At 48.6% G+C, this 22408-nt stretch carries 18 protein-coding genes and 1 tRNA gene; 6 read left to right on the top strand and 13 right to left on the bottom strand.

Annotated elements, in window-relative coordinates; translation table 11 throughout:
- The first annotated feature begins 751 nt into the window (after positions 1–751).
- Positions 752–3694: a TonB-dependent receptor gene (locus ABD028_RS05310; protein ID WP_343842617.1), complete on the top strand. Its 2943-nt coding sequence runs from the start codon at positions 752–754 to the stop codon at positions 3692–3694.
- 188 nt (positions 3695–3882) lie between these two features.
- Here ABD028_RS05310 and ABD028_RS05305 read toward each other — a convergent pair whose 3' ends face one another.
- The 3 genes from ABD028_RS05305 to ABD028_RS05295 all read right to left on the bottom strand — a co-directional run bounded on the left by ABD028_RS05305 (position 3883) and on the right by ABD028_RS05295 (position 5691).
- A complete protein-coding gene (locus ABD028_RS05305; RefSeq protein ID WP_343842614.1) occupies positions 3883–4614 on the bottom strand; it encodes a FadR/GntR family transcriptional regulator in 732 nt (243 codons plus the stop codon).
- Between the two features lie 622 nt (positions 4615–5236).
- A tRNA-Val gene (locus ABD028_RS05300) sits at positions 5237–5313 on the bottom strand.
- A gap of 159 nt (positions 5314–5472) precedes the next feature.
- Positions 5473–5691, bottom strand: a complete 219-nt coding sequence (locus tag ABD028_RS05295; protein ID WP_343842611.1) for a tellurium resistance protein TerC — start codon at positions 5689–5691, stop codon at positions 5473–5475.
- 131 nt (positions 5692–5822) lie between these two features.
- On the opposite strand from ABD028_RS05295, the gene ydiJ reads away from it, so the two are divergent.
- A complete protein-coding gene (gene ydiJ, locus ABD028_RS05290) occupies positions 5823–8849 on the top strand; it encodes a D-2-hydroxyglutarate dehydrogenase YdiJ (protein WP_343842608.1) in 3027 nt (1008 codons plus the stop codon).
- 2 nt (positions 8850–8851) lie between these two features.
- The gene (locus ABD028_RS05285) at positions 8852–9247 is read left to right on the top strand and encodes a DUF4826 family protein (protein ID WP_343842605.1); all 396 of its coding nucleotides are present in this window, start codon (positions 8852–8854) and stop codon (positions 9245–9247) included.
- Between the two features lie 31 nt (positions 9248–9278).
- Here ABD028_RS05285 and ABD028_RS05280 read toward each other — a convergent pair whose 3' ends face one another.
- The 7 genes from ABD028_RS05280 to ABD028_RS05250 all read right to left on the bottom strand — a co-directional run bounded on the left by ABD028_RS05280 (position 9279) and on the right by ABD028_RS05250 (position 15368).
- Positions 9279–9737: a GNAT family N-acetyltransferase gene (locus ABD028_RS05280; RefSeq protein ID WP_102797052.1), complete on the bottom strand. Its 459-nt coding sequence runs from the start codon at positions 9735–9737 to the stop codon at positions 9279–9281.
- A 68-nt stretch (positions 9738–9805) separates the two neighbouring features.
- The gene (locus ABD028_RS05275) at positions 9806–11044 is read right to left on the bottom strand and encodes an adenylate/guanylate cyclase domain-containing protein (RefSeq protein WP_343842601.1); all 1239 of its coding nucleotides are present in this window, start codon (positions 11042–11044) and stop codon (positions 9806–9808) included.
- A gap of 114 nt (positions 11045–11158) precedes the next feature.
- Entirely contained in the window at positions 11159–12532 is a 1374-nt protein-coding gene (gene purB / locus ABD028_RS05270; protein ID WP_343842598.1) for an adenylosuccinate lyase, read from the bottom strand.
- A gap of 12 nt (positions 12533–12544) precedes the next feature.
- A complete protein-coding gene (hflD, locus tag ABD028_RS05265) occupies positions 12545–13174 on the bottom strand; it encodes a high frequency lysogenization protein HflD (RefSeq protein ID WP_343842595.1) in 630 nt (209 codons plus the stop codon).
- Positions 13175–13176: 2 nt separating this feature from the next.
- Positions 13177–14289, bottom strand: a complete 1113-nt coding sequence (gene mnmA, locus ABD028_RS05260) for a tRNA 2-thiouridine(34) synthase MnmA (protein WP_343842592.1) — start codon at positions 14287–14289, stop codon at positions 13177–13179.
- 98 nt (positions 14290–14387) lie between these two features.
- Entirely contained in the window at positions 14388–14831 is a 444-nt protein-coding gene (locus ABD028_RS05255) for an NUDIX hydrolase (RefSeq protein WP_343842589.1), read from the bottom strand.
- Positions 14832–15368: a pseudouridine synthase gene (locus ABD028_RS05250; protein WP_102797046.1), complete on the bottom strand. Its 537-nt coding sequence runs from the start codon at positions 15366–15368 to the stop codon at positions 14832–14834.
- Between the two features lie 332 nt (positions 15369–15700).
- Here ABD028_RS05250 and ABD028_RS05245 point away from each other — a divergent pair, with 332 nt between their 5' ends.
- The gene (locus tag ABD028_RS05245) at positions 15701–17926 is read left to right on the top strand and encodes an NADP-dependent isocitrate dehydrogenase (RefSeq protein WP_343842584.1); all 2226 of its coding nucleotides are present in this window, start codon (positions 15701–15703) and stop codon (positions 17924–17926) included.
- Between the two features lie 284 nt (positions 17927–18210).
- Here ABD028_RS05245 and cspD read toward each other — a convergent pair whose 3' ends face one another.
- Complete coding sequence (cspD, locus tag ABD028_RS05240; RefSeq protein ID WP_102797044.1) at positions 18211–18429, bottom strand: cold shock domain-containing protein CspD; 219 nt, start codon at positions 18427–18429, stop codon at positions 18211–18213.
- A gap of 205 nt (positions 18430–18634) precedes the next feature.
- On the opposite strand from cspD, the gene clpS reads away from it, so the two are divergent.
- Complete coding sequence (gene clpS, locus ABD028_RS05235; protein WP_102797043.1) at positions 18635–18949, top strand: ATP-dependent Clp protease adapter ClpS; 315 nt, start codon at positions 18635–18637, stop codon at positions 18947–18949.
- Between the two features lie 30 nt (positions 18950–18979).
- On the top strand, positions 18980–21244 hold the full coding sequence (clpA, locus tag ABD028_RS05230; protein WP_343842580.1) for an ATP-dependent Clp protease ATP-binding subunit ClpA: 2265 nt from the start codon (positions 18980–18982) through the stop codon (positions 21242–21244).
- Between the two features lie 51 nt (positions 21245–21295).
- Here clpA and infA read toward each other — a convergent pair whose 3' ends face one another.
- Both infA and ABD028_RS05220 read right to left on the bottom strand, forming a co-directional pair.
- On the bottom strand, positions 21296–21514 hold the full coding sequence (infA, locus tag ABD028_RS05225) for a translation initiation factor IF-1 (protein ID WP_006010397.1): 219 nt from the start codon (positions 21512–21514) through the stop codon (positions 21296–21298).
- A 212-nt stretch (positions 21515–21726) separates the two neighbouring features.
- The gene (locus ABD028_RS05220; RefSeq protein ID WP_102797041.1) at positions 21727–22404 is read right to left on the bottom strand and encodes an arginyltransferase; all 678 of its coding nucleotides are present in this window, start codon (positions 22402–22404) and stop codon (positions 21727–21729) included.
- Positions 22405–22408 lie beyond the last annotated feature (4 nt).

The raw sequence follows: 22408 nt of genomic DNA, 5'->3' as shown, positions 1-22408 counted from the left end.
CTAACAAGTCTGACTTATGAAGAACTCGGAAGCAAAGCGGTAAATGTCCTGCCGTTCAGTCCAAACTTTCTACTTTCAATGAATTAACACCAGCAATTTAAACGGTCAGTTATCCATATCGCTGGTTGAACTCAGACTGCACTACATCTTTCCAATCTATTGCCGTTTCTCAGTGCTACGAGGAATCTCCCATTGTATTTCCGTTTGCTAATTGGTTAGATGTGAAAAGGAACGTAGTAAAGTTTTTTGTCATGCGAAATTCTTCCGATAATGTTACCAAATTGTTTCTTTTCATCTGGTTAGGTGGCGCCAACTTTATCATCTTTACTTATGCGAATTCATGATTTAAATCTCGAATTTGGTCAACCAATAATTCTGTTTGGTAGATGCTTGCATTACCTTCTCAACTAGCTTGCCATCGGTAACTGAGACTAACCACTCAGCGTTATGTCTCCTTAAAACATCACGATGACCTAATTAATTTTATAAGAAACAATGGGATATGTGCTTGTCTTTCCATGCTGTTGTCTTTTGGTTGTTTTATTGCTTAATTGGTAATAACTAGATTCTTGCCAATAAGTTGACCAATAGGTTGACCAAATGTCTATTTGCATGTAAACATAAGGTAAATGCATTGTAACTGCCGGTGGTTGTTCTTTTCAGAATGTTGGCATTCAGGTTCGCGGTTAATTTGAGGTCGCAGTTGTGACCAAAAATTTAATTTTGGTTTAATTTAAAACAGGAAAAGATGATGGGACACAAACTATCTAAAATCAGTTTAGCAATCTTGTCAGCCACTACGCTGGGTATGACATCTTCTGCTCTGGCACAGGAATCTCAGTCAGGCAAAGTGCAGAACGATGTTGAGGTTATCGAGGTGGCCGGCATCAGAGGGTCGCTGACCAGTGCCCTGGCAGAAGAGCGCAACGCACCTAACCTTGTCGAAGTGATTCAGGCAGAAGATATCGGTAAGCTACCAGATCAAAACCTAGCGGAAGTACTTGAAAATATTACTGGTATCCAGATTACGCGCTCAGCGGGTGTCGGTACTGGAGTACAAATTCGTGGCACTGATGCAAACCGCACTGAAATTAATGGTGTATCTACGGTGGGTTCGGGTGCAGGTCGCAGTGGTATTGACTTTGAAGATGTTTCTGCATCGATTATTGCAGGTGTAGAAGTAACAAAGGCGCCACAGGCAAAAACGATTGAAGGCTCTGTAGGTGGAACAATTAACTTAAGAACCATTCGCCCACTTGGGTTAAGTGAAACGCTAGCAGCATTCAGAGTTCAAGGTGAGGACAGCAGTTTATCCACCGATGGCGTAAAGCCGCGCTTGTCAGGAACCTTTGGTGATAATTGGGAAAATGACCATGGTAAGTTTGGTGTTGTCATTAGTGGGAGCTACGCTGAACAAGATGTCACGGCGTTTCGCCCTCGAGCTGACCGTGACAATCTGGTGCGTTCTGACAGTGGTTTAGCCAGCGCACAAAGTTTCCATTATCTGCCCATTCAGTTTCTTATCCAGGATTACGATAATTTTGAATATGAGACGAAGAATTTTGCCGGTTCTTTCGAGTGGGCCCCAAACAGCCGCAGCAAATTTTGGTTTGATGCGATTATAAATGATCAGGATCGCCGGGAGGAGAGTTCCAGGGTTCAGGCGTCCGGGGTGAGTGATCTTATTGGAGTATCGGTGCCCACTGAATTTGAGACGATAGATTTTGGCTCTTTAGATGGCATCGACCTCGGTAGCATCCAAGCCGCACTTAAAGGCATCATTCCTGTTCAGTCTGACGGTTCAGACGGCAATTTACGCTTATCCAGTGACACCAGTTCCCGGGCCACCAAGAGCAAAATATTCCGGTTAGGTGGGGAATACCTGGGGGATAATTTTAAAATAAGTGCCGAGTTATCTTCTTCTTCATCTGATTCTGCGACCCCCAGAATTGATACCACACTTAACTTCGTCAATCCCAATGCGGTAATTGGTTCTGCTAACGATAACGGTACACCATTTGAATATGACTTAAGTGGCGGTGCCTTGGCCTTCGGGATTGCATTTGGCGCAGCGAATGCACCTGCACCCGCTGATTTGCTCGACCCAGCCAACTACAGGTTGCAAGCGGTGGCAGTAGCAAATAATACCAACGAAAATACCGAAGATGCCGCCCGTATTGATCTTAGTTACGATTTGAATATGTCAATTTTTACGACACTTGACGCAGGCTACCGCTATAACAAGACGTCCAGTGTGTCCAACGTAGTGGGCTCAAATGTCAGTTTGTCCAGTATGGCGGATTCTCCCAGTGGCGATATGTTTGCTAATATCCTGACAACCGGGCCTGCTAACTTTAATGCCGCAGATGGCAGAGCGCTTTATATTAAAGATTTTCTGCTGGTGGATCCGGAGTTGGTAGGCTCTGATCCTGATCGGGTATTTACTGCGTTGGCTGACGCAATTACTGCCCATGGCGGTTCAAAGCCACTGAATACACCAACGTCATCGGTTGCGGGTTTTTATGATATCAGTGAGTCAACCAACGCACTGTACGCCCAGGCAAATTTTGAAGCTGGTATGTTCCGCGGTAATCTTGGTGTGCGTTATATAAAAACTGATCTTGATTCAACCGGGAACCGCAGCGTTAACGGAGACGTCGTCGCAGAAACCACCTCAAGTGATTACAGTTTTGTGCTCCCGCGGATTAACCTGGCCGCCGATGTAACCGACGATCTGGTGTTGCGCGCCGCTTTTGGTAAGGATATTCGCCGTCCGAATTTTAGCGACCTTTCAAGTTCTTACACATTCAGCACTAGCCCTAATCCGCCGGTAGCCGGTGGTAACCCTTACTTAAAACCCGAAGTGGTCACATCTTTTGATATTTCTGCCGATTGGTATTTTGCTGAGGCTGCAGTTGTCAGTATCGGGTATTTCCACAAGACACGTAAGGATGTACATGTGGGGCAACAAGATGATCCTTATTCAGAGCCTGTCACAGGATATCGTGACATTGTTGGTCCGGTGTGTGAGCAAGGCGGTATCTGGAACCCCATTGCGCTGATTAACGTGTTTGGTCCGGTGAGTTCTGACGTCGGTGTTTGTGTACCATTCTCCAGTATCATTAATGACACTAAAGACACTACGCAAAAAGGCATTGAAATGGCATTCCAGTATGACCTGTCTGCTTTCGAAGACGAGCTGGGCTGGGCGTCTGGTTTTGGTGTGGTGGCAAACTATACCATTCAGGAGTTCTCCGGTGGTGAGGCGGTCAATACCTCGGCCAGTCGTCCTAGTCAGGTCTTTGCTGCGTCAACAGGTGGTACAGGGTCACTGGAGGTTACTGCGGTACAGGGCTTACTCAATTTATCTGAAAATGCCTACAACTTTACTTTGTATTACGAAAAATATGGCTTGTCTGCCAGGATGCGTTACACCTGGCGTGAAGGGTTTCGCTCAAACGATTTTGGCAGCACATCAAGTTATCCCTGGGGCTTCCCCGTGGTACAGGAAGACAGAGGTCAGCTCAATGCCAGTATCAGTTATGACGTAAGCGATCAGCTCAATATTGGCATTGAAGCCGTTAACCTGACGGAATCTGATGTTCGCCAATCTTGTGTTAATGAAGGCGCACTGCTTTGCTTCCAGGGCTTAACCGACCGACGGATAACCTTTGGTGCTAGCTATAGGTTCTAGTCCTACTGACCAGGGGGTTAAGATCACCGATCCTGGCAATCTTATAGCAATAACAAATAATGAAGCAAGCCTAATGGCTTGCTTCATTATTTGCATATAGAAAGATAAAAAAACAGGCTCTTTGTCAGAGCCTGTTGTTAAGAATAAAAAAGCAGTTCCAGATGTGGACTGGATTACGCAAACCGTTCCTACTGAGTCAGATGGGAAATAGAATATAAACCTCGGGTTTCATCCGTTTTACGCTTGATCTCCTCTAGAGCTTTAGCTTCGCTTGCCTCAAACAATGCGTTGATCAGACGGTTAAAGTGATTGTGCATGGCCTTTCTGGCAGCAGATGAGTCGTGTTTGGCAATTGCATCGTAAATTGCCTTGTGCTCTTTAATTCTCTGCTCAATGCCTTGCGAGCAGACATCCTGGTATGCGGCAATAACCTGAGACTCTGTTCGTCTTATCTTCCAAAGGTTCTTGATCGACAAAACCATAGCATTGTTACGGGTAGCCTGGGAAATAATCTCGTGGAAACGCTGATCGGCTTCGTCCGCTTTCTCTGCAGAGGCCATGTCATCCAGCGCCTGCTTCAGGGAAATGAGCTCCCCTTCACGTATCGTCGCAGCGGCCAAGGCTGCGGCTTCAGCCTCAACCAATGCGCGGGCCTGAGTTAGTTCAAATGCGCTAATGGACTTAACCTGGCTATCTAAATTTTCGGTTTTACTGACATAAACACCGGAGCCAGTTTTAACTTCGACTCGTCCTCTGACTTCTAACGCAATAATTGCTTCACGTATGGTAGGGCGACTTACGTCATAAGCTTCTGCAAGTTCCCGTTCGGCTGGCAGTCGACTGCCGACCGGATAAACTCCTTTATCAATCAAGCCTTCTAACTTCTCTACGACTGTCCAGAAACGCCGGCGTTTCTTCATGTTTGGTATCCCCTAATTGTTGACCATGGATAACTCGGATAATTGCGCCGATTGTAGCTTGAATACTCTGAACAGCGCAAAAGTCTGACTTTTCATCTAGCTATGACAACTCTCATACTGAGAAGTTACAATTGGTAAGTTGATTATTTTATAATTGGTAAAATACATTCTCCGCAACTGGTTTTCAAATTGGTTTTTAGATTAAGATCCCAATTAGTCTCGGATTGTTCTGTTCAAAAACTCCGTGTATATGAACAGGTTTGATCGGCATTTCCAGAAACTGGAGAAAGCGGCCGAATATCAGCTATTACATGATGTGAACATTACGTTGCATCAAAGTATTTGCCATTTGATAGTGAAGGCCAACCCTATTGAGTTCCTTAGAGGAACAAGTCGCCCCGGCGCGTGAGCAGTTTGATGGTGGTCTCGCACTTGACGATCAGTAAAGTAAATGCTCAAAGATTTTCCATCAGTGACCGGGTCGGGGGGCAGGAAAAATTGGCCGAAATTTGAGTCAAAAATTTATTTGGGTCACCAAACGGTCACCGAGGCAAAAATACCATAACGCCCACCGGGATGATTACAAAAATAGGATGTAAAGTATTGATTTGTAATTTAGAAGTGGTGCGTCCGAGTAGACTCGAACTACCGACCCCCACCATGTCAAGGTGGTGCTCTAACCAACTGAGCTACGGACGCACATATCAGACAGTGATTGTCTTGAGGTTATGTTTCAGATTTAAGACTCATCTGAGAACGGCGCGTATAATAACGATGCGTTTTAAGCGGCGCAACTGCTTTTTCGGCTTTTTGCTTTGAACGCTGGTTTTGTATCCAGCCCGGCCGGAAAATAGTCGCTTAGCGGCTGAGTTTTCTACTCAGCAGATAGCTATCCAGCTTCACTGCACCGCGGCGCATTGAACGTTGACAGTGATTCAACCAGTTTCTTACCACGGGGAAGTCGATACTGAGCAGCATCAGGCCGGCCAGTAAAAACAGAACAGAGCCCGGCAAAATAAATAACAAGGTGCCTATCAGCGTGCAAATGATGCCCAGGGTAATGCACAGACTTTTCATCTTGAACTCCTCAATTTGCCATCAGAGATAAAGTATAGGGATTCGCACTACAGAATCACCTGTCAAGTTGTTACAGGAGGTTGCCCCCTTGTGTATACTAGCGGCACTTTTTTTCAGCTAAGTCTGTGTGGATGTTACCTCTAGTTGATCCCAAAGCCAGTATTGAACAGGATTACATTGATTATTTGCAGGCCCTGCAAGATGCCCACTTCAAAGGCGAGATAGAAACCAGCTATGCCAGTCGCCTTGCCGTGGCGACCGACAATTCGGTTTATCAGCGTTTACCGCAGGCGGTGGTATTTCCCACCGATCTTGACGATCTGCAACTGCTTGGCCGTCTGACTCAAACCTATAGCGGGGTGAGATTTTCTGCCCGAGGTGGCGGCACCGGCACTAACGGGCAATCCCTGACCGACGGCCTGGTGGTGGACTTGTCCCGCCATATGCATCAGATTTTGGAGTTTAATCCTGAAGAGCGTTGGGTGCGGGTGCAGGCTGGGGTGGTGAAAGACCAGTTAAATGATTTTTTGCGCCCATATGGTTTTTTCTTTGCACCGGATCTGTCTACCAGTAACAGAGCGACAATTGGTGGCATGATAAACACCGATGCATCAGGGCAGGGGTCGCTGGTGTACGGTAAAACCAGTGATCATGTGCTGGCGCTTCGCTCTGTCTTAGCGGATGGTACCCTGCTGGATACCGCGCCACTGAGCTTAGAACTGGCCCGGGAAAGGGCCAATCAGCCTGATGCAATTGGGCGGGTTGTGGCCCAGGTATTAACCAGCTGTGAGCAAAAGCGTGAGCAGATTCTGGCTAAGTTTCCACGTTTGAATCGCTTTTTAACCGGTTATGATCTGGAGCACGTGTTTGACACGGCTATGCAGCAGTTTGACTTAAGCCGGGTGATTACCGGCTCTGAAGGCTCATTGGTATTTGTGGCCGAAGCTAAGCTGAATGTCACACCTATCGCCCGATTTAAGACCCTGATTAATGTCAAGTACGACTCCTTTGAATCGGCCCTGCGTCATGCGCCAGCCATGGTGGCAGCCGAGGCCACATCGGTGGAAACAGTGGACAGCAAAGTGCTGAATCTAGCCCGTGAAGACATTATCTGGCATTCGGTCAAAGCCCTGATTGAGGATGTGCCAGGTAAAGATCTGCAAGGCCTGAATATGGTGGAATACAACGCCGAAGCCGAGCAGGACATGCACGACAAGGTTACCGGCTTAGTGGCGATGTTGGATGATTGTATTGCCACAGGTCAATCCGGGGTGATTGGTTATCAACTTACCTCGGACAATGGCGATATCGGTAAAATATATGCCATGCGCAAAAAGGCGGTAGGCCTGCTGGGCAAAACTAAAGGTAGTAAAAAACCTATTGCTTTTGCCGAAGATACCGCCGTACCGCCGGAAAAACTGGCCGATTTTATTATGGAGTTCCGGGCACTGCTGGATGCCAAAGGCTTGCAATATGGCATGTTCGGGCATGTGGATGCCGGGGTGTTGCATGTGCGCCCGGCATTGGATTTGTGTGATCCTCTGCAGGAAATGCTGATGGCGGAGATCTCGGATCAGGTCGTGGCACTGGTGGCCAAATATGGCGGCCTGATGTGGGGTGAACATGGCAAAGGCTATCGTAGTGAGTACGGCCCGGCGTTTTTTGGTGAAGAGCTTTTCACTGAACTGCGCAAAATCAAATCGGCCTTTGATCCTCACAACCGCATGAATCCCGGCAAAATCTGTACGCCTTATGATTCCAAGGAAGTCTTGGTTAAAGTATCTGATACCAAGCGGGCAAGTTATGACAGGCAAATCCCACTTAAAGTGCGGGAAGCCTTTGAACCGGCCATGAGTTGCAACGGTAACGGACTGTGTTTTAACTATGACACCACGTCACCCATGTGTCCTTCCAGCAAGATTACCCGCGATCGTCGTCACAGTCCGAAAGGCCGGGCGGGGCTGATGCGCGAATGGCTGCGTCTGCTCAGCAAGCAGGGTAGCGATGCGCACAAACTGGAAAGCAAGGGGCAGCGCTACAGTTTCGCCAGACGCTTGTATAACAGTTGGCAAAAAGACAATGAACAGGACTTCTCGCATCAGGTGATGGAAGCGATGGACGGTTGTCTTGCCTGTAAGGCCTGTGCCAGCCAATGTCCGGTCAACGTAGATGTGCCCGGCTTCAGGGCCAGATTTCTGAACCTGTATTACGGACGCTACGCCAGGCCCTTTAAAGATTATCTGGTCGCTAATGTGGAAAAAATGGCCCCGCAACTGGCTAAGGCTCCCAGGTTGGTCAACGGCCTGATGACGCTAGCCGAGTGGCCGCTGCGCAAGTGGGTGGGCTACGTGGATGCCCCTAAACTGTCCTTTCCGACACTGGCCTGGCGGCTAGACAAAGAAGTACAGGCCTTTGACTTACAGGTATTGAAATCACTAAACCCGGAGCAACTGGCTAAGCGGGTGCTGATTGTACAAGACCCTTTCACCAGTTTTTATGAGGCTGAGCTGATTGAAGACCTGGTACGCCTGGTACGAAAACTGGGCTTGCATCCGGTATTGTTACCCTTCAAACCCAATGGCAAACCTCAGCATGTTAAGGGTTTTTTGAAGGAGTTCGCTGCCACAGCTGCAAATTCGGCCGCGTTTTTTAATCAGTTAACTGAGCTGAATATTCCTTTGATTGGGGTCGATCCATCCCTGGTGCTTTGCTACCGGGATGAATACCAAAAAGCGCTGGGGGCAACCAGAGGGGATTTTAGGGTGCAATTAGTGCATGAGTGGTTAGCAGAAGTAGCGCTGCCTGACGTGCCCGCCAACGCTTCGCCGTCTTTCGCCTTATTTGGCCACTGTACGGAGAAAACCGCATTACCTGCATCTGAAAAGCAGTGGCAGCAGATTTTTACCCGACTGGGTGCCAGTCTTACCCCCGTTTCGGTTGGGTGTTGTGGCATGGCTGGAACTTACGGCCATGAGGTGAGCCATTTGGAGGATTCAAAGGGCATTTTTAATTTAAGCTGGCAACAGGCGCTGGCGCGCTATGATGCCAATCAGGTACTGGCTACCGGTTATTCGTGCCGCAGTCAAACGGCCAGGTTACAAGGTTATAAACCCAGACACCCATTGCAGGCGGTGCTGAGCTTACTTGAGGAAAAATAATAATGACAGAACAACAATCATCCAACTGGGTTAGGGAACAATACCAGAAAGTAGCGCAATTCCTGGCCGAAAAAGGCGTGATAATAGATGCCGTGATCCTGGAACAAAGTCGGGTGATGGAGCCGGTACTGACAGTGTGGAAAGTCAAAGCCACCGATGGCAAGCAATATTGGGCTATAGGCGGGGATTTGCCCAGTGATGTGGCACCCGTGTCAGTGGCAGCGGATGCCAGAGCGGTACTGAAACATTTTTCTCTGCACTGGCAATTAAAAGCGGAAAATCTGTTGAAACTGGAAAATCCTGACCAAACCCAGCAGGATTTTGCCAAGTTATTAATAGGTCGTGCCGAAGGGTTATATGCTATGGCTGAGCAGGACGATCTCTGGAAAATCAGCTAAAAACACACCCCAGGGTGCCCGGATGGGCACCCTAGTGGGTAAACTCTACCCTTGGTAGAGAAAACTGTTTGATGTCGCAGGCCATTCTCTGACGAGGTATACCTGCATCCATATACACAGCTCCGACAGGACGAAATCCCTGTTGTTGGTAGTAACTGACACCTTCCAACTCGCACTGCACTGAGACCGTTTGCATACCTTGTTGCTCGGCAATTGCCAGCAGGGCCGCAAACAACTGTTGATATACCTCAGGTTTACGGCAGCTGTTGATAACCGCTATGCGGCCGATTTCACCCTCTGGGGTAATGCGGCCGGTAGCGATTTCGGCACCCGCTTCGTCAAACAGCAAAACGTGGCAGGCGGCGCTGTCCTGGCGGTCGAATTCCACATCTTTGGGGATCCGCCATTCGTAAACAAATACCTTTTCTCTTAGCTTTGTGAGCTTGTCTTTGGCGCTCATCCAGTCGACGTTTTTCACAATTAACGTCATCTGACTAGCCTCCCAAAGCGGCGCATCATTGCGCCGGTCTTTTAGTCTATTTTGTGTTCAAAAAATAATCAATCCCCGTTTTCATCTTCCTTGCTGGACAACAGCCAATAGGTCTGGCATTGACCCATGCCTTTTACATCCAGTCGGCACCTTGGCTTAAAGTGAAACTGATGACGACATAATCTGTAAGTGTGCTCAGAAACCTGGATTTTGCCGCTTTGCCCCTGACTTTCCATGCGCGAAGCCAGATTGACACTGTCACCCCACAAGTCATAACTGTATTTGTCTCTGCCTATCACACCAGCTATCAGTTGACCGCTGTTTAAACCGATGCGTAATCCGTTGCTGATATGATGCCGCTCACTGACGGTAGTAAAAATAGCCTGCATCTTCAGCGCACAAATACAGGCACGCCGGGCATGGTCTTCGACACTGACAGGTACCCCGGAGACGGCCATATACTCATCCCCATTGGTTTTAATTTTTTCCATTCCCAATGGTTTAAGGAGCTGATCAAATTCGCTGTACAGATCGTTAAGGTATTTCACTACGTCCTTTGGATCGCGGTTGTTGACAATGTCACTAAATCCCTCGATATCGGTGAATACTACGGTGGCACTGGCAAAGTGGTCGGCGACTGGCTTGTTGCTGTGTTTCAGACGCTCGGCAATGGGATCCGGCAATACGTTCAGCAGCAGGTTCTCCGAGCGACGCTGCTCAGCGGCGATATGCTGCCAGCTTTTGGCATGGTCATAAAAGATATGCAGGGTGCAAAGCAGGCAAATTAAAGGAAAGCTGAAATTTGTCAGCTGTTTTATAAAGCCCTGGTAGCCAGGAGCAACGGACAATAAGGAAGGCAAGCTGAGCTGTTCGAGTACAACAAAACAGGCAACAAAAATAACACCGGCACAGGCCAGTAGTTTGACCTCATTGTGTTTGAATAAGAACGGCGATATAAAAAATCCCAGTATCAGAAACCAATGGCTGGCACTGGCATAGCCAAGATAAAGACTGGTAAAACTGATAAAGCTGGCATACCCGCCGATCAACAGGCGCCGGGCAAGCTTAGGGTAGCCGAGGCTGCTGCATACCGGAACCAAGGGGCAGAGCAGGGCGTGGAAAAGCAGAATAAGGGTTTGAACATGGCCGCCCTGGGACCAAAAGTAAAGATGTATGGGTAAATGCAGCAGCATCACACAGAACAATAACAAGGAAATAAGGTTGGTCAGTCTGGCGGGGCTGATATTAATACATCCGTCACGGCGAATGCCGGCCCAAACCCAAGTTTTGAATAGTGCAGTGATCATGCCATGCTCCTTACGGCTAATAATCCCTAAATCTGTGCTACAGGGTGCTCCTTGGTTTGCAAATAAAAACGCCCGCTAAAGGCGGGCGTATAAGTATAGTCTGGATTGTATTGATTAGCCGACCAGTGCGTCAACCAATTCCACAGCACGGCCTATATAGCCCGCCGGTGTCCATTGTTTGAGCTCTGTTTTAACTTCGTCGGGTAGGGCCAGACCATCGATGAAATCTGCCATCATCTGCTGATTAACGCGCTTGCCCCGCGTCAGTTCTTTGAGCTTTTCATAGGGTTTTTCGATACCGTAGCGACGCATCACGGTTTGAATCGGCTCTGCCAGCAATTCCCAGTTTGCATCCAGCTCATTTAATAGACTCTGGGCATTCACTTCCAGTTTGCTGATCCCTTTCAGACTGGCCTGGTAGGCAATCAGGCTATAGCCAACTCCCACGCCCAAGTTGCGCAATACGGTCGAGTCGGTCAGATCGCGCTGCCAGCGTGATACAGGAAGCTTGGCCGCCAGGTGATCGAAAATCGCATTGGCCAATCCCAGGTTACCCTCTGAATTTTCAAAATCGATGGGGTTAACCTTATGTGGCATGGTAGATGAACCAATCTCGCCCGCTACGGTCTTTTGCTTGAAGTGACCCAGGGCAATATAACCCCATACATCACGGTCAAAATCGATCAGGATCGTATTAAAACGGGCTACTGCATCAAACAGCTCGGCAATGTAGTCATGGGGTTCAATCTGGGTGGTATAGGCATTCCAGACAATCCCCAGGGATAGTACAAATTCGCGTGAAATGGTTGGCCAGTCCAGGTTCGGGTAGGCAGATAAATGGGCGTTGTAGTTGCCAACCGCACCATTTAACTTACCCAGCAGTTCCACTCCGGCAATTTGCTGGCGCTGACGCTCAAGACGCACCATCACATTGGCCATTTCTTTACCCATTGTGGTAGGGGAGGCAGGCTGGCCGTGGGTACGGGCCATCATCGGAATGGTTTTGTATTCGATGGCCAGGCGACGCAATTCACTGATAAGCTGGTCACAGTAAGGCAGAATGACCTTGTCCCTGGCTTCGCTCAGCATCAGGGCGTGGGACAGATTGTTAATGTCCTCAGAAGTACAGGCAAAGTGAATAAATTCACTGACTGCATTAAGTTCCGCATTGCCTGCCACTTTTTCTTTCAGAAAATACTCTACGGCTTTTACGTCGTGGTTAGTGGTCCGCTCGATTTCTTTCACTCTGGCGGCGTCGGCTTCGCTAAAGTCTGTGACGATGGCATCCAGCACGGCATGGGCTTCGGCACTAAATGCCGGCACTTCGGCAAGGGCTTCGATGCTGGATAGTTTCTGCAACCAGCGTACTTCTACCTGAACCCGGTATTTGATCAGGCCGAACTCGCTGAAAATTCCGCGAAGTTCTTGGGTTTTGCTGCCATAACGCCCGTCTACCGGGGAAATAGCTGACAATGCAGAGAGTTCCATGTTGGCTCCTGATTAGTGATTAATGCGTTTTAGCGCCTTCTCGGCGTTTTCCAGTACCGTGCGTCGGCTCAGTAAAATCTGGCGGCGTTTACCCCCCAACTGGCGCCATAGCACTGCAGCACGAATTCCAGCCAGCAGCAGGGCACGTACCCTATGCTGAATAGCGGTTTGTTTTAACAGGTTAGGGTCACCGGCCACCTGGATACGTGGGCCAATGGGGCTGATGATATCAGAGTAAATGCGAGCCATATTCGCCAGCATCGGCTCATCGGTCAGGGCGTACAGGCTTTGTTGACGCTTGATATGCTCAATGCGTTCACCTAACTCTGCCAACTTGCTGGGCTGTCTGGCCAGTTTGCGTTCCAGTCCGAGCAGGCTGGCTATATAACGGGTAATTTCCGCATCTTTGGCGGCAGGCTTGCTGGATAGTTGCGCTTCGAGGGTCACAAAGCCCTGGCGCAGGCTGGCCAGATTGCCAAAGATATCCTCAATATTTTCCGGATTGGTGGCCAACAGACTTTGAATACTGGCCACAAAGGCAGCATCATCGGCTTTACCTTTGCGGGCAAATTGCTGGACCAGGGCCGCGCTCTGGCAGACACCTGCCAGTGCCAGGCTTTTGTCGAATTCTTTGTCGCTCATAATTAACGAATGTAACTCTCAATAATTCCGCCACCCAGACAAACGTCATCAAGATAGAAGACGGCAGATTGACCCGGCGTAACGGCTTTTTGCGGCCGATCAAACATCACCTGTAATTGCCCATTATCTGTTGGTGTGACGGTGCAGGGGATATCCTGCTGGCGATAGCGGGTTTTTACCGTGCAGCGTATGGCGGTTTGTGGCCCTTGCCTGTCTACCCAATCCAGTTGTTTGGCCAGCAGACCGTTGGAATAAAGCCTGGGGTGATCGTCACCCTGACCCACTATCAAAACGTTGCGCGCCACGTCTTTGTCCACCACGTACCAGGGCTGGTCGCCATGGTCCTTTAATCCACCGATATGTAAGCCTTTACGCTGACCCAGGGTGTGGTACATCAAGCCTTCATGGTCACCAATGACCTCGCCGTCTGCTGTTTCAATTTTGCCGGGCTGGGCTGGCAGATAACGGCCGAGAAAGTCGCGAAACTTGCGCTCGCCGATAAAACAGATACCGGTGCTGTCTTTTTTGTCGTGGGTGATCAGCCCTTGCTCGGCAGCAATTTCACGGACTCTGGGTTTGGCCATATCGCCAATGGGAAACAGGGTATTACCAACCTGCTGCTCATTTAGAGTATACAGAAAGTAGCTTTGATCTTTATTGTCATCCTGGCCGCGCAGTAATTGCCAGTGACCTTGATGCTGACGGCGACGCACGTAGTGACCGGTGGCAATATAATCCGCCCCCAGATCTTCCAGGGCAAATTCAAGGAAAGCCTTAAACTTGATTTCCTTGTTACACATTATGTCCGGGTTGGGCGTGCGTCCGGCCTTGTATTCGGCCAGAAAGTATTCAAATACATTGTCCCAGTACTCGGCAGCAAAATTAATCGTGCGTAGTTTAATCCCCAATTTGTCGGCAACAGCCTGGGCGTCTTTGAGATCTTCCGCCGCCGCGCAGTATTCGGCGTCATCGTCTTCTTCCCAGTTTTTCATAAACAAGCCTTCCACCTGATAGCCCTGTTCCTTCAACAAATAGGCTGAAACAGAGGAATCAACACCACCGGACATACCGACAATGACTTTTATCTGGCTTTTGCTTTGCACGTTTTCTCGCATGGGTAAGAACAGCTCAGGGTAACTAGAGACTGATGACTAAATTCAGGGAGCGCGAATTCTAGCAGAGTTACATCCCTGGCGCACCTGCTATGGACCGCTCAGGGCAGATAATGGAATTGCCCAAGGTCATACTGTTGACCCCGCCGGAAATCTTTAATACAACGCAGCACCATAGGGGATCTCAGTTGCGCCTGGCGCTGGATGATGTCTTCCAGAGTAAACCAATGACAGGCTTTAATTTGCGTATCTACAGGGGAAGCGGTGATGGCTTCGGTAAGGCGTAAGCCAAAGCAAAAGCGCAGAAAGGTCAGATTTTCTCTGGCCACAGGGTATAAATAGGTGCCCACTAAAAACTGCGGCGCCAGGTTTAGCCCGGTCTCCTCAAAAAGCTCCCTTTGTGCGGCGTCGATAATGGATTCATCTTTTTCGAGATGCCCCGCGGGTTGATTAAACACAGATTCCCCGAGAATCTCTTCCTCGACCAATAAAAAACGGTTTTGCGCTTCCACCACACAGGCAACGGTGACATTTGGTTTAAACATTTAAATCTCCAGATACTGGCCGCAGGCCAGCCCGTCCAGCGTCCAGTTGCCGACCCGGTAACGAATTAAGCGCAACGTTGGGAAACCGATATGTGCTGTCATACGCCGTACTTGCCGGTTCCGCCCTTCAATGATACTGATAGACAGCCAACTGGTCGGAATCGACTGGCGAAAGCGCACGGGTGGATGGCGCGGCCATACTTGTGGCTCGGCCATAAGCTTGACCTTTGCAGGCAGCGTCATACCATCTTTAAGCTGCACGCCATCACGCAGTGCCTGTAGATCGTTGTCGCTGGGAATGCCTTCTACCTGTACCCAATAAGTTTTACTGGTCTTACTTTTAGGGTTGGCCAGCTTGTGTTGCAATTTACCATCACCGGTCAGCACCAGCAGGCCTTCGCTGTCCATATCCAACCGTCCAGCCGCATAAACATTGGGCACTGGAATATAGTCTTTGAGTGTCTGACGGCCCTCCTGGTCGGTAAACTGGCATAAAACGCCGAAGGGCTTGTTAAATAGCAGAGTTTGGCTTTGCATAACCTATAAGGAAAGAATTCTTCAGCTTGGCAGAATTGTCTTTATTATCCGGGTGCCCGACGGCCAGTCAACTCGCTCTAACTTGATAAAAATCAAACAGCAGCAGAACCCGGGCAGGCAGTATATACCCAAGTAGCACTTGTACTTAGCGGTTTTGGCCATATATGATTCAAACACTTTTAGTGCGGGACAATGATTTTTCCCGCTGCCATGGTGGGGTTGTGGTCCGGATTTGTTGGAGCCGGATCTTGTTTGCAGGAGATTGAGAGTGGCACCTGCCGCCCCAGACTATTCCAACCGGCCGCATCCAGCCGTAACAACAGAGGTATCAAATGACAAGCAAGTCAAAAATTATCTACACCAAGACTGACGAAGCGCCGGCCCTGGCAACCTATTCATTGCTTCCCATCATCAAGGCCTTCGCTTCCACCGCTGATATCGAGGTAGAGTTAAGCGATATTTCCCTGGCCGGACGTATTCTGGCTAGTTTCCCTGAGTCTTTGAGCGACGCGCAGAAAGTGCCGGATGCCTTGGCTGAATTGGGTGAACTGACCCAGCATCCTGAAACCAATATCATCAAATTGCCCAATATCAGCGCATCTATTCCGCAGTTAAAGGCAGCGATTAAGGAACTGCGCAGCAAAGGCTTTATGGTGCCGGAGTACCCCGAAGAGCCGAAAAATGATCAGGAAAAAGATGTAAAAGCCCGTTATGGCAAAATTTTAGGTAGTGCGGTTAATCCGGTTCTGCGTGAAGGTAACTCTGATCGCCGCGCCCCGGCAGCGGTGAAAAACTATGCAAAAAGCCATCCTCATTCCATGGGCGCCTGGAGCCAGGCTTCGCGCACGCACGTAGCCCATATGCGAGGCGGCGATTTTTACTCACGGGAAAAGTCTGTCACGGTGGACAAAGCTGGCTATGTGCGAATCGAACATACCGATAAACAAGGTAAGGTGAGCGTACTCAAGCCGCGCGTGGATTTGCTGAAAAGTGAAGTCATTGACGGCATGTTTATGAGCAAGAAAGCTCTGTGTAAGTTCTTCGAAGAGCAAATTGAAGATGCCAAGCAAACCGGCGTATTGTTCTCCTTGCACGTGAAGGCCACCATGATGAAGGTATCGCACCCCATCGTATTTGGTCATTGCGTTAAGGTGTTCTACAAAGAACTTTTTGAGAAGTATGCAGATCTGTTTTCCGAACTTGGTGTTAACGCCAATGATGGTCTGGGTAGTGTCTATGACAAAATTTCGGCCTTGCCAGAATCACAGCGCAGTGAAATTCAGCGTGATATCAATGCCTGTTACGCCGACCGTCCGCCTATTGCTATGGTGAACTCAGATAAAGGTATTTCCAATCTGCATGTACCCAGCGATGTAATTGTTGATGCATCTATGCCTGCCATGATCCGCAGCTCGGGGCAAATGTGGGGACCCGATGGTAAGCCATATGATACCAAGGCCGTTATTCCGGAAAGTACGTATGCCACAATCTATCAGGAAGTGATCAACTTCTGTAAGACTCATGGTGCGTTTGACCCGGCAACCATGGGAACAGTACCCAATGTTGGCTTGATGGCGCAAAAAGCCGAAGAGTACGGTTCGCACGACAAAACCTTTGAAATCAAAGCAGACGGTACAGTGCGTATTATCGATCAGGACGACAAGGTGCTGATTGAACACGAGGTGGAAGAGGGCGATATCTGGCGCATGTGCCAGACCAAAGACGAGCCGATTCGTGACTGGGTTAAATTAGCGGTTACCCGTGCCCGTCAGTCTGGTATGCCTGCCGTATTCTGGCTGGATGATGAGCGTGCTCACGATATCCAACTGATCAAGAAAGTCAATGAGTACCTCAAAGATCACGATACCAATGGTCTGGATATTCAGATTATGTCACCGGTGCGAGCCATTCGATACAGTATGGAACGTTGCATTCGTGGTCTGGATACCATTTCTGTCACAGGCAATGTGTTGCGTGACTATCTGACCGACTTATTCCCGATTCTTGAGCTGGGTACCAGTGCCAAGATGCTGTCTATCGTGCCCTTAATGGCCGGTGGTGGCCTGTTTGAAACCGGTGCCGGCGGTTCAGCGCCTAAGCATGTTCAACAGTTCGTTGAAGAGGGGCACTTGCGTTGGGATTCACTGGGTGAGTTCCTGGCACTGGCGGTCTCGCTTGAAGATCTGGCGATCAAACAATCCAATGGCAAAGCAGAATTACTAGCGAAGGCACTGGATAAGGCGACTGAGAAGCTGCTGAACGAGAACAAATCGCCGCTGCGCCGCGCTGGTGAACTGGACAACCGTGGTAGTCACTTCTATTTGGCTATGTACTGGGCCGAAGAACTGGCAAATCAGAGCAAAGATGCCGAACTGGCAGCGCGTTTCAAGCCCTTGTTTGCAAGTCTTCAGGCCAATGAAGCTAAGATCCTGGCGGATATAGACGCAACACAGGGCAATGCGTTGGACATTGGTGGTTATTACTATCCTGATGAAGCCAAAGTGAGTAAGGCCATGTTCCCGAGTGACACATTCCAGGCGGCTCTGACTGCACTTTAATTAAACGTTAACAAGCTAAGCCCGGCGCAGTCCGGGCTTTTTTACGCAGGAAGCATGCTGAAGGACAAACTATTCCCTCTACATGGCAATTCAGGAATAAATTACCTTTTTGCGAGCGAAAAATATAACTTGCTGAAACTAAAAATTATTTAGCAAGTTTTCAACGTATTAGATGCAGCAGCTATAATTCAGATGTTTTAAATCTAAAATAACTAACGTAAAAATGTGCAACAAATAAAAAAGCAGATACTTGTATCTGCTTTTTTTATCTTCCGGAACCGGATTTATCTTTCCGGCTCACTGGCCAACTCAATATTTTCTGCATGCAGTCCCTTTGGACCTTGCTGAACCTCAAATTTCACTTCTTGCCCAGCTTTAAGAGAGCGATAACCCTCCATCTGGATAGTGGAATAATGAGCGAAAACATCTTCACCGCCGTCTTCCGGCACGATAAAACCGAAACCTTTAGCGTTGTTGAACCACTTAACCTTGCCAACTGCCATACTTCTGCTTCCTCTTGAGCCCTTGAACTGTCCTGAATTAATCCCCACAATGCAGTTAAGGGATTAAGGTTCCCTACAGCAAAATTTTCGGGAACCTAAAAAATGTAGATTTTTTAACCTGAATATGTCAAGGGTAAATTTAACATTTCACTAAAAAGTCAAAAATCCCATTAACCATTTTAATTGAGCAGCTATTATTTGAAGTATGAGCAAAGACAGCATCATAAGTCATGACAAGCAGTTGGAGGCGGTCAAGCGAAAGCTGCAACCACCACCCATGTACAAGGTTCTGCTGAACAATGACGACTACACGCCAATGGACTTTGTGGTTGAAGTATTGATGCGTTTTTTCAATATGTCGGCGGACAAGGCCAATCAGTTGATGTTAACCGTACATTATCAGGGCAGGGCGGTTTGCGGTGTGTTTACCGCAGAAATTGCTGAAACCAAGGTAATGCAGGTTAACCAGTATTCCAGAAAGCATCAGCATCCATTGATGTGCTCTATGGAGCAAGCTTAATTAGTCGGGCGTAGCAGTAAGGGGTCGCGTATGTTGAATAAAGATCTAGAGCAAACACTGAATCAAGCGTTTATTTTCGCTCGCGAACACCGTCACGAGTTTATGACGGTGGAGCATTTGTTGCTGGCATTGCTCGACAACAAAGCGGCCCGTGAAGCATTAAAGGCTTGTGGGGCAAACATTGACACAATCAAGGCAGAGTTAACTGACTTTGTTAAAGACACCACACCACTTATCCTTGATGGCCCTGAGTCTGACCGCGAAACTCAGCCTACTTTGGGCTTTCAGCGCGTATTACAGCGTGCGGTGTTTCATGTGCAGTCGTCTGGGAAAGACGAAGTCACGGGCGCCAACGTGTTGGTGGCCATTTTCAGTGAGCAGGAGTCTCAGGCTGTTTATATTCTTAAGAAAGCCGATGTGACTCGTTTGGATGTGGTGAATTTCATTTCTCACGGTGTGTCCAAGTCGGACGAGGAAAGACCGCCTCAGACTGAAAGGGAAGAAGAAAGCGGAGAAGTGGAAGAAGGAACATCCACGCTGGAGAAATACTCCACCAACCTGAATGTACAGGTCAAAGACGGCAAAGTGGATCCCCTTATTGGTCGGGATTTGGAACTGGAGCGTACCATTCAGATCCTATGCCGTCGTCGCAAGAATAACCCTTTATTGGTCGGTGAGGCGGGGGTCGGTAAAACCGCCATAGCCGAAGGGCTGGCGTACCGTATTGTCAACAAGGAAGTACCAGAGGTGATTGCTCAGGCCACCGTGTATTCCCTGGATTTAGGTGGATTGCTGGCTGGTACTAAGTATCGCGGTGACTTTGAGAAGCGGCTTAAGTCTATATTACGTGAGCTGGAGCGCGACGAGCACGCTATTCTGTTTATCGACGAAATCCATACCATTATTGGTGCAGGCGCTGCATCTGGTGGTGTGATGGATGCGTCCAACCTGCTCAAACCTAAGCTTTCCAGCGGTGAATTACGCTGTATTGGATCAACCACGTACCAGGAATATCAGGGTATTTTTGAAAAAGACCGTGCCCTGGCCAGACGTTTCCAGAAAATAGACATCATTGAACCCAATGTAGAAGACACCACCAAAATTCTGATGGGGCTTAAATCCCGTTACGAAGAACACCATGGAGTGCGTTTTACCCACAAAGCGGTACGAGCGGCGGCGGAATTGTCGGCCAAGTATATAAACGAACGCCATCTGCCCGATAAGGCTATTGACGTGATTGACGAAGCCGGCGCCAGTCAAAGGCTATTACCTGTGTCACGTCGCAAGAAAACGATTGGTGTGGCAGAGATTGAACACATTATTGCCAAAATGGCGCGAATTCCTGAGAAATCGGTGTCAGCATCGGATAAGGAAACCCTCAAGAATCTGGACCGCAACCTGAAAATGGTGGTATTTGGCCAGGACGATGCCATCGAAACATTAACCAACGCCATTCGCCTGTCGCGCAGTGGCCTGGGTAATGAAAGTAAGCCTATTGGTAATTTCCTGTTTGCTGGCCCAACCGGCGTGGGTAAAACCGAAGTCACTCAACAACTGGCGAAGATCATGGGCGTTGAGCTGGTGCGTTTTGATATGTCCGAATATATGGAAAGGCATGCGGTTAGCCGTTTAATTGGCGCGCCTCCAGGCTATGTTGGCTTTGATCAGGGCGGTTTACTCACAGATGCCGTTATCAAGCATCCGTACTCAGTGGTGCTGCTCGACGAGATAGAAAAAGCTCACAGTGATATTTACAACATTCTGCTACAGGTCATGGACCATGGTACGTTGACCGACAACAATGGCCGCAAAGTAGATTTTCGCAATGTGGTGCTGGTGATGACCACCAATGCCGGGGTGCAGGAGACGGTGCGCAAGTCGATTGGCTTCAAACAGCAGGATCACAGCCATGATGCGTTAGCCGAGATAAACCGTATCTTCAGTCCGGAATTCAGAAACCGTCTTGATGGCATCATCTGGTTTAACCATCTTGAGCCAGATGTAATTCTGCAAGTGGTAGACAAATTTATTGTTGAGTTACAGGTTCAACTTGATGCCAAAGGCGTGTCTTTGGAAATCACCTCATCAGCCAGAGCCTGGTTGGCTGAGAAAGGCTACGACAAAGCCATGGGCGCCAGGCCAATGGCAAGAGTGCTGCAAGAGCATGTGAAGAAGGAACTGGCTAATCAACTGTTGTTTGGTGAGTTGTCTGAGGGCGGTAGTGTTAAGATTGATCTTAAAGATGACAAGCTGATCTTTGATTACAGCACCAGTGATTCCAAGGCTGAAGCCTGATAAACGAAAAAAGGCCCGTTAGCGGGCCTTTTTACTGTCTGAGTCCTGAAATTAACGGGCGCGGTAAATAATGCGGCCTTTGCTCAGATCATAAGGGGTCATCTCGACTGTGACTTTGTCGCCGGTGAGAATACGGATGTAGTTCTTACGCATTTTACCGGAGATATGCGCGGTGACCACATGACCATTTTCAAGCTCTACACGAAACATAGTATTTGGAAGGGTGTCCAATACCGTGCCTTCCATTTCAATACAGTCTTCTTTCGCCATCTAAAAAAATTACCTTTGTTTTAACACTGCTTATAGCCGCCTGACTTAATGTGGCGGTGATGAAAATCTGTTTCCTCCGCGTGGACAACATGCTGTTGTGGCGGGCGCTGATTCAGTGACAGACATCTGTCGACCCGATACCCGGAGAAATGCCGCGCAGATTTTGCCCAAATATGCCGCCAGTGTAAAGCACAGTCTGCATTTTTTTTCTGTTAGTACCACACACCCTGAATATATTTCTCATTGGGGGTGAAGCTGGCTTTGTAACGCATTTTTTCGCACTGATCGATTTGGTAACCCAAATAGAGGTATTGCTTGTTAAGTTCGCGGGCCAGTTCAATTTGTCTGAGAATAGCCAGGGTGCCCAATGACAGCTTGGCGAGTTCAGGGGAGAAGAAGGTATACAGTGCCGATAATGCGTGATTGGTGACATCTGTTACCGCCACTGCAATTAGCTCACCTTCTAGTCTGAGCTCCAGAAACATAGGGTTGCCCCATGGAGCGCGAATAAATTGCTGATATTGCTCCTGGCTTGGCGGATACATACTGCCATCCTGATGCCGGGCGCTGATATAACGGGCATAAAGTGCGTAATATTCTTGATGGTCAGTATCGGCAAGGTGGTGTTTGACCGCTTGTCCTGCCTTTGCCACCCGTCGTTGATTGCGATTGGCCCTGAATGCCTGAACGGGTATCCGCAAGGACTGGCAGGCAGCGCATTGTGGGCAGTGCGGTCGATAAACATGGTCGCCGCTGCGCCTGAAGCCTGCGTTTAACAGGGCTTCATATTCGTTTGGTGTGATATCCGCATTGCCAGCTAATACAATTAGTTGCTCATACTGATGGGGCAGATAACTGCAGGCAAAAGGATGAGTCAGGGCAAATTTCATCGGT

This window comes from Bowmanella denitrificans, assembly GCF_039522935.1.
In the GTDB taxonomy this organism is placed as follows: domain Bacteria; phylum Pseudomonadota; class Gammaproteobacteria; order Enterobacterales; family Alteromonadaceae; genus Bowmanella; species Bowmanella denitrificans.
This window is presented reverse-complemented; position numbering and strand designations above follow the sequence as displayed.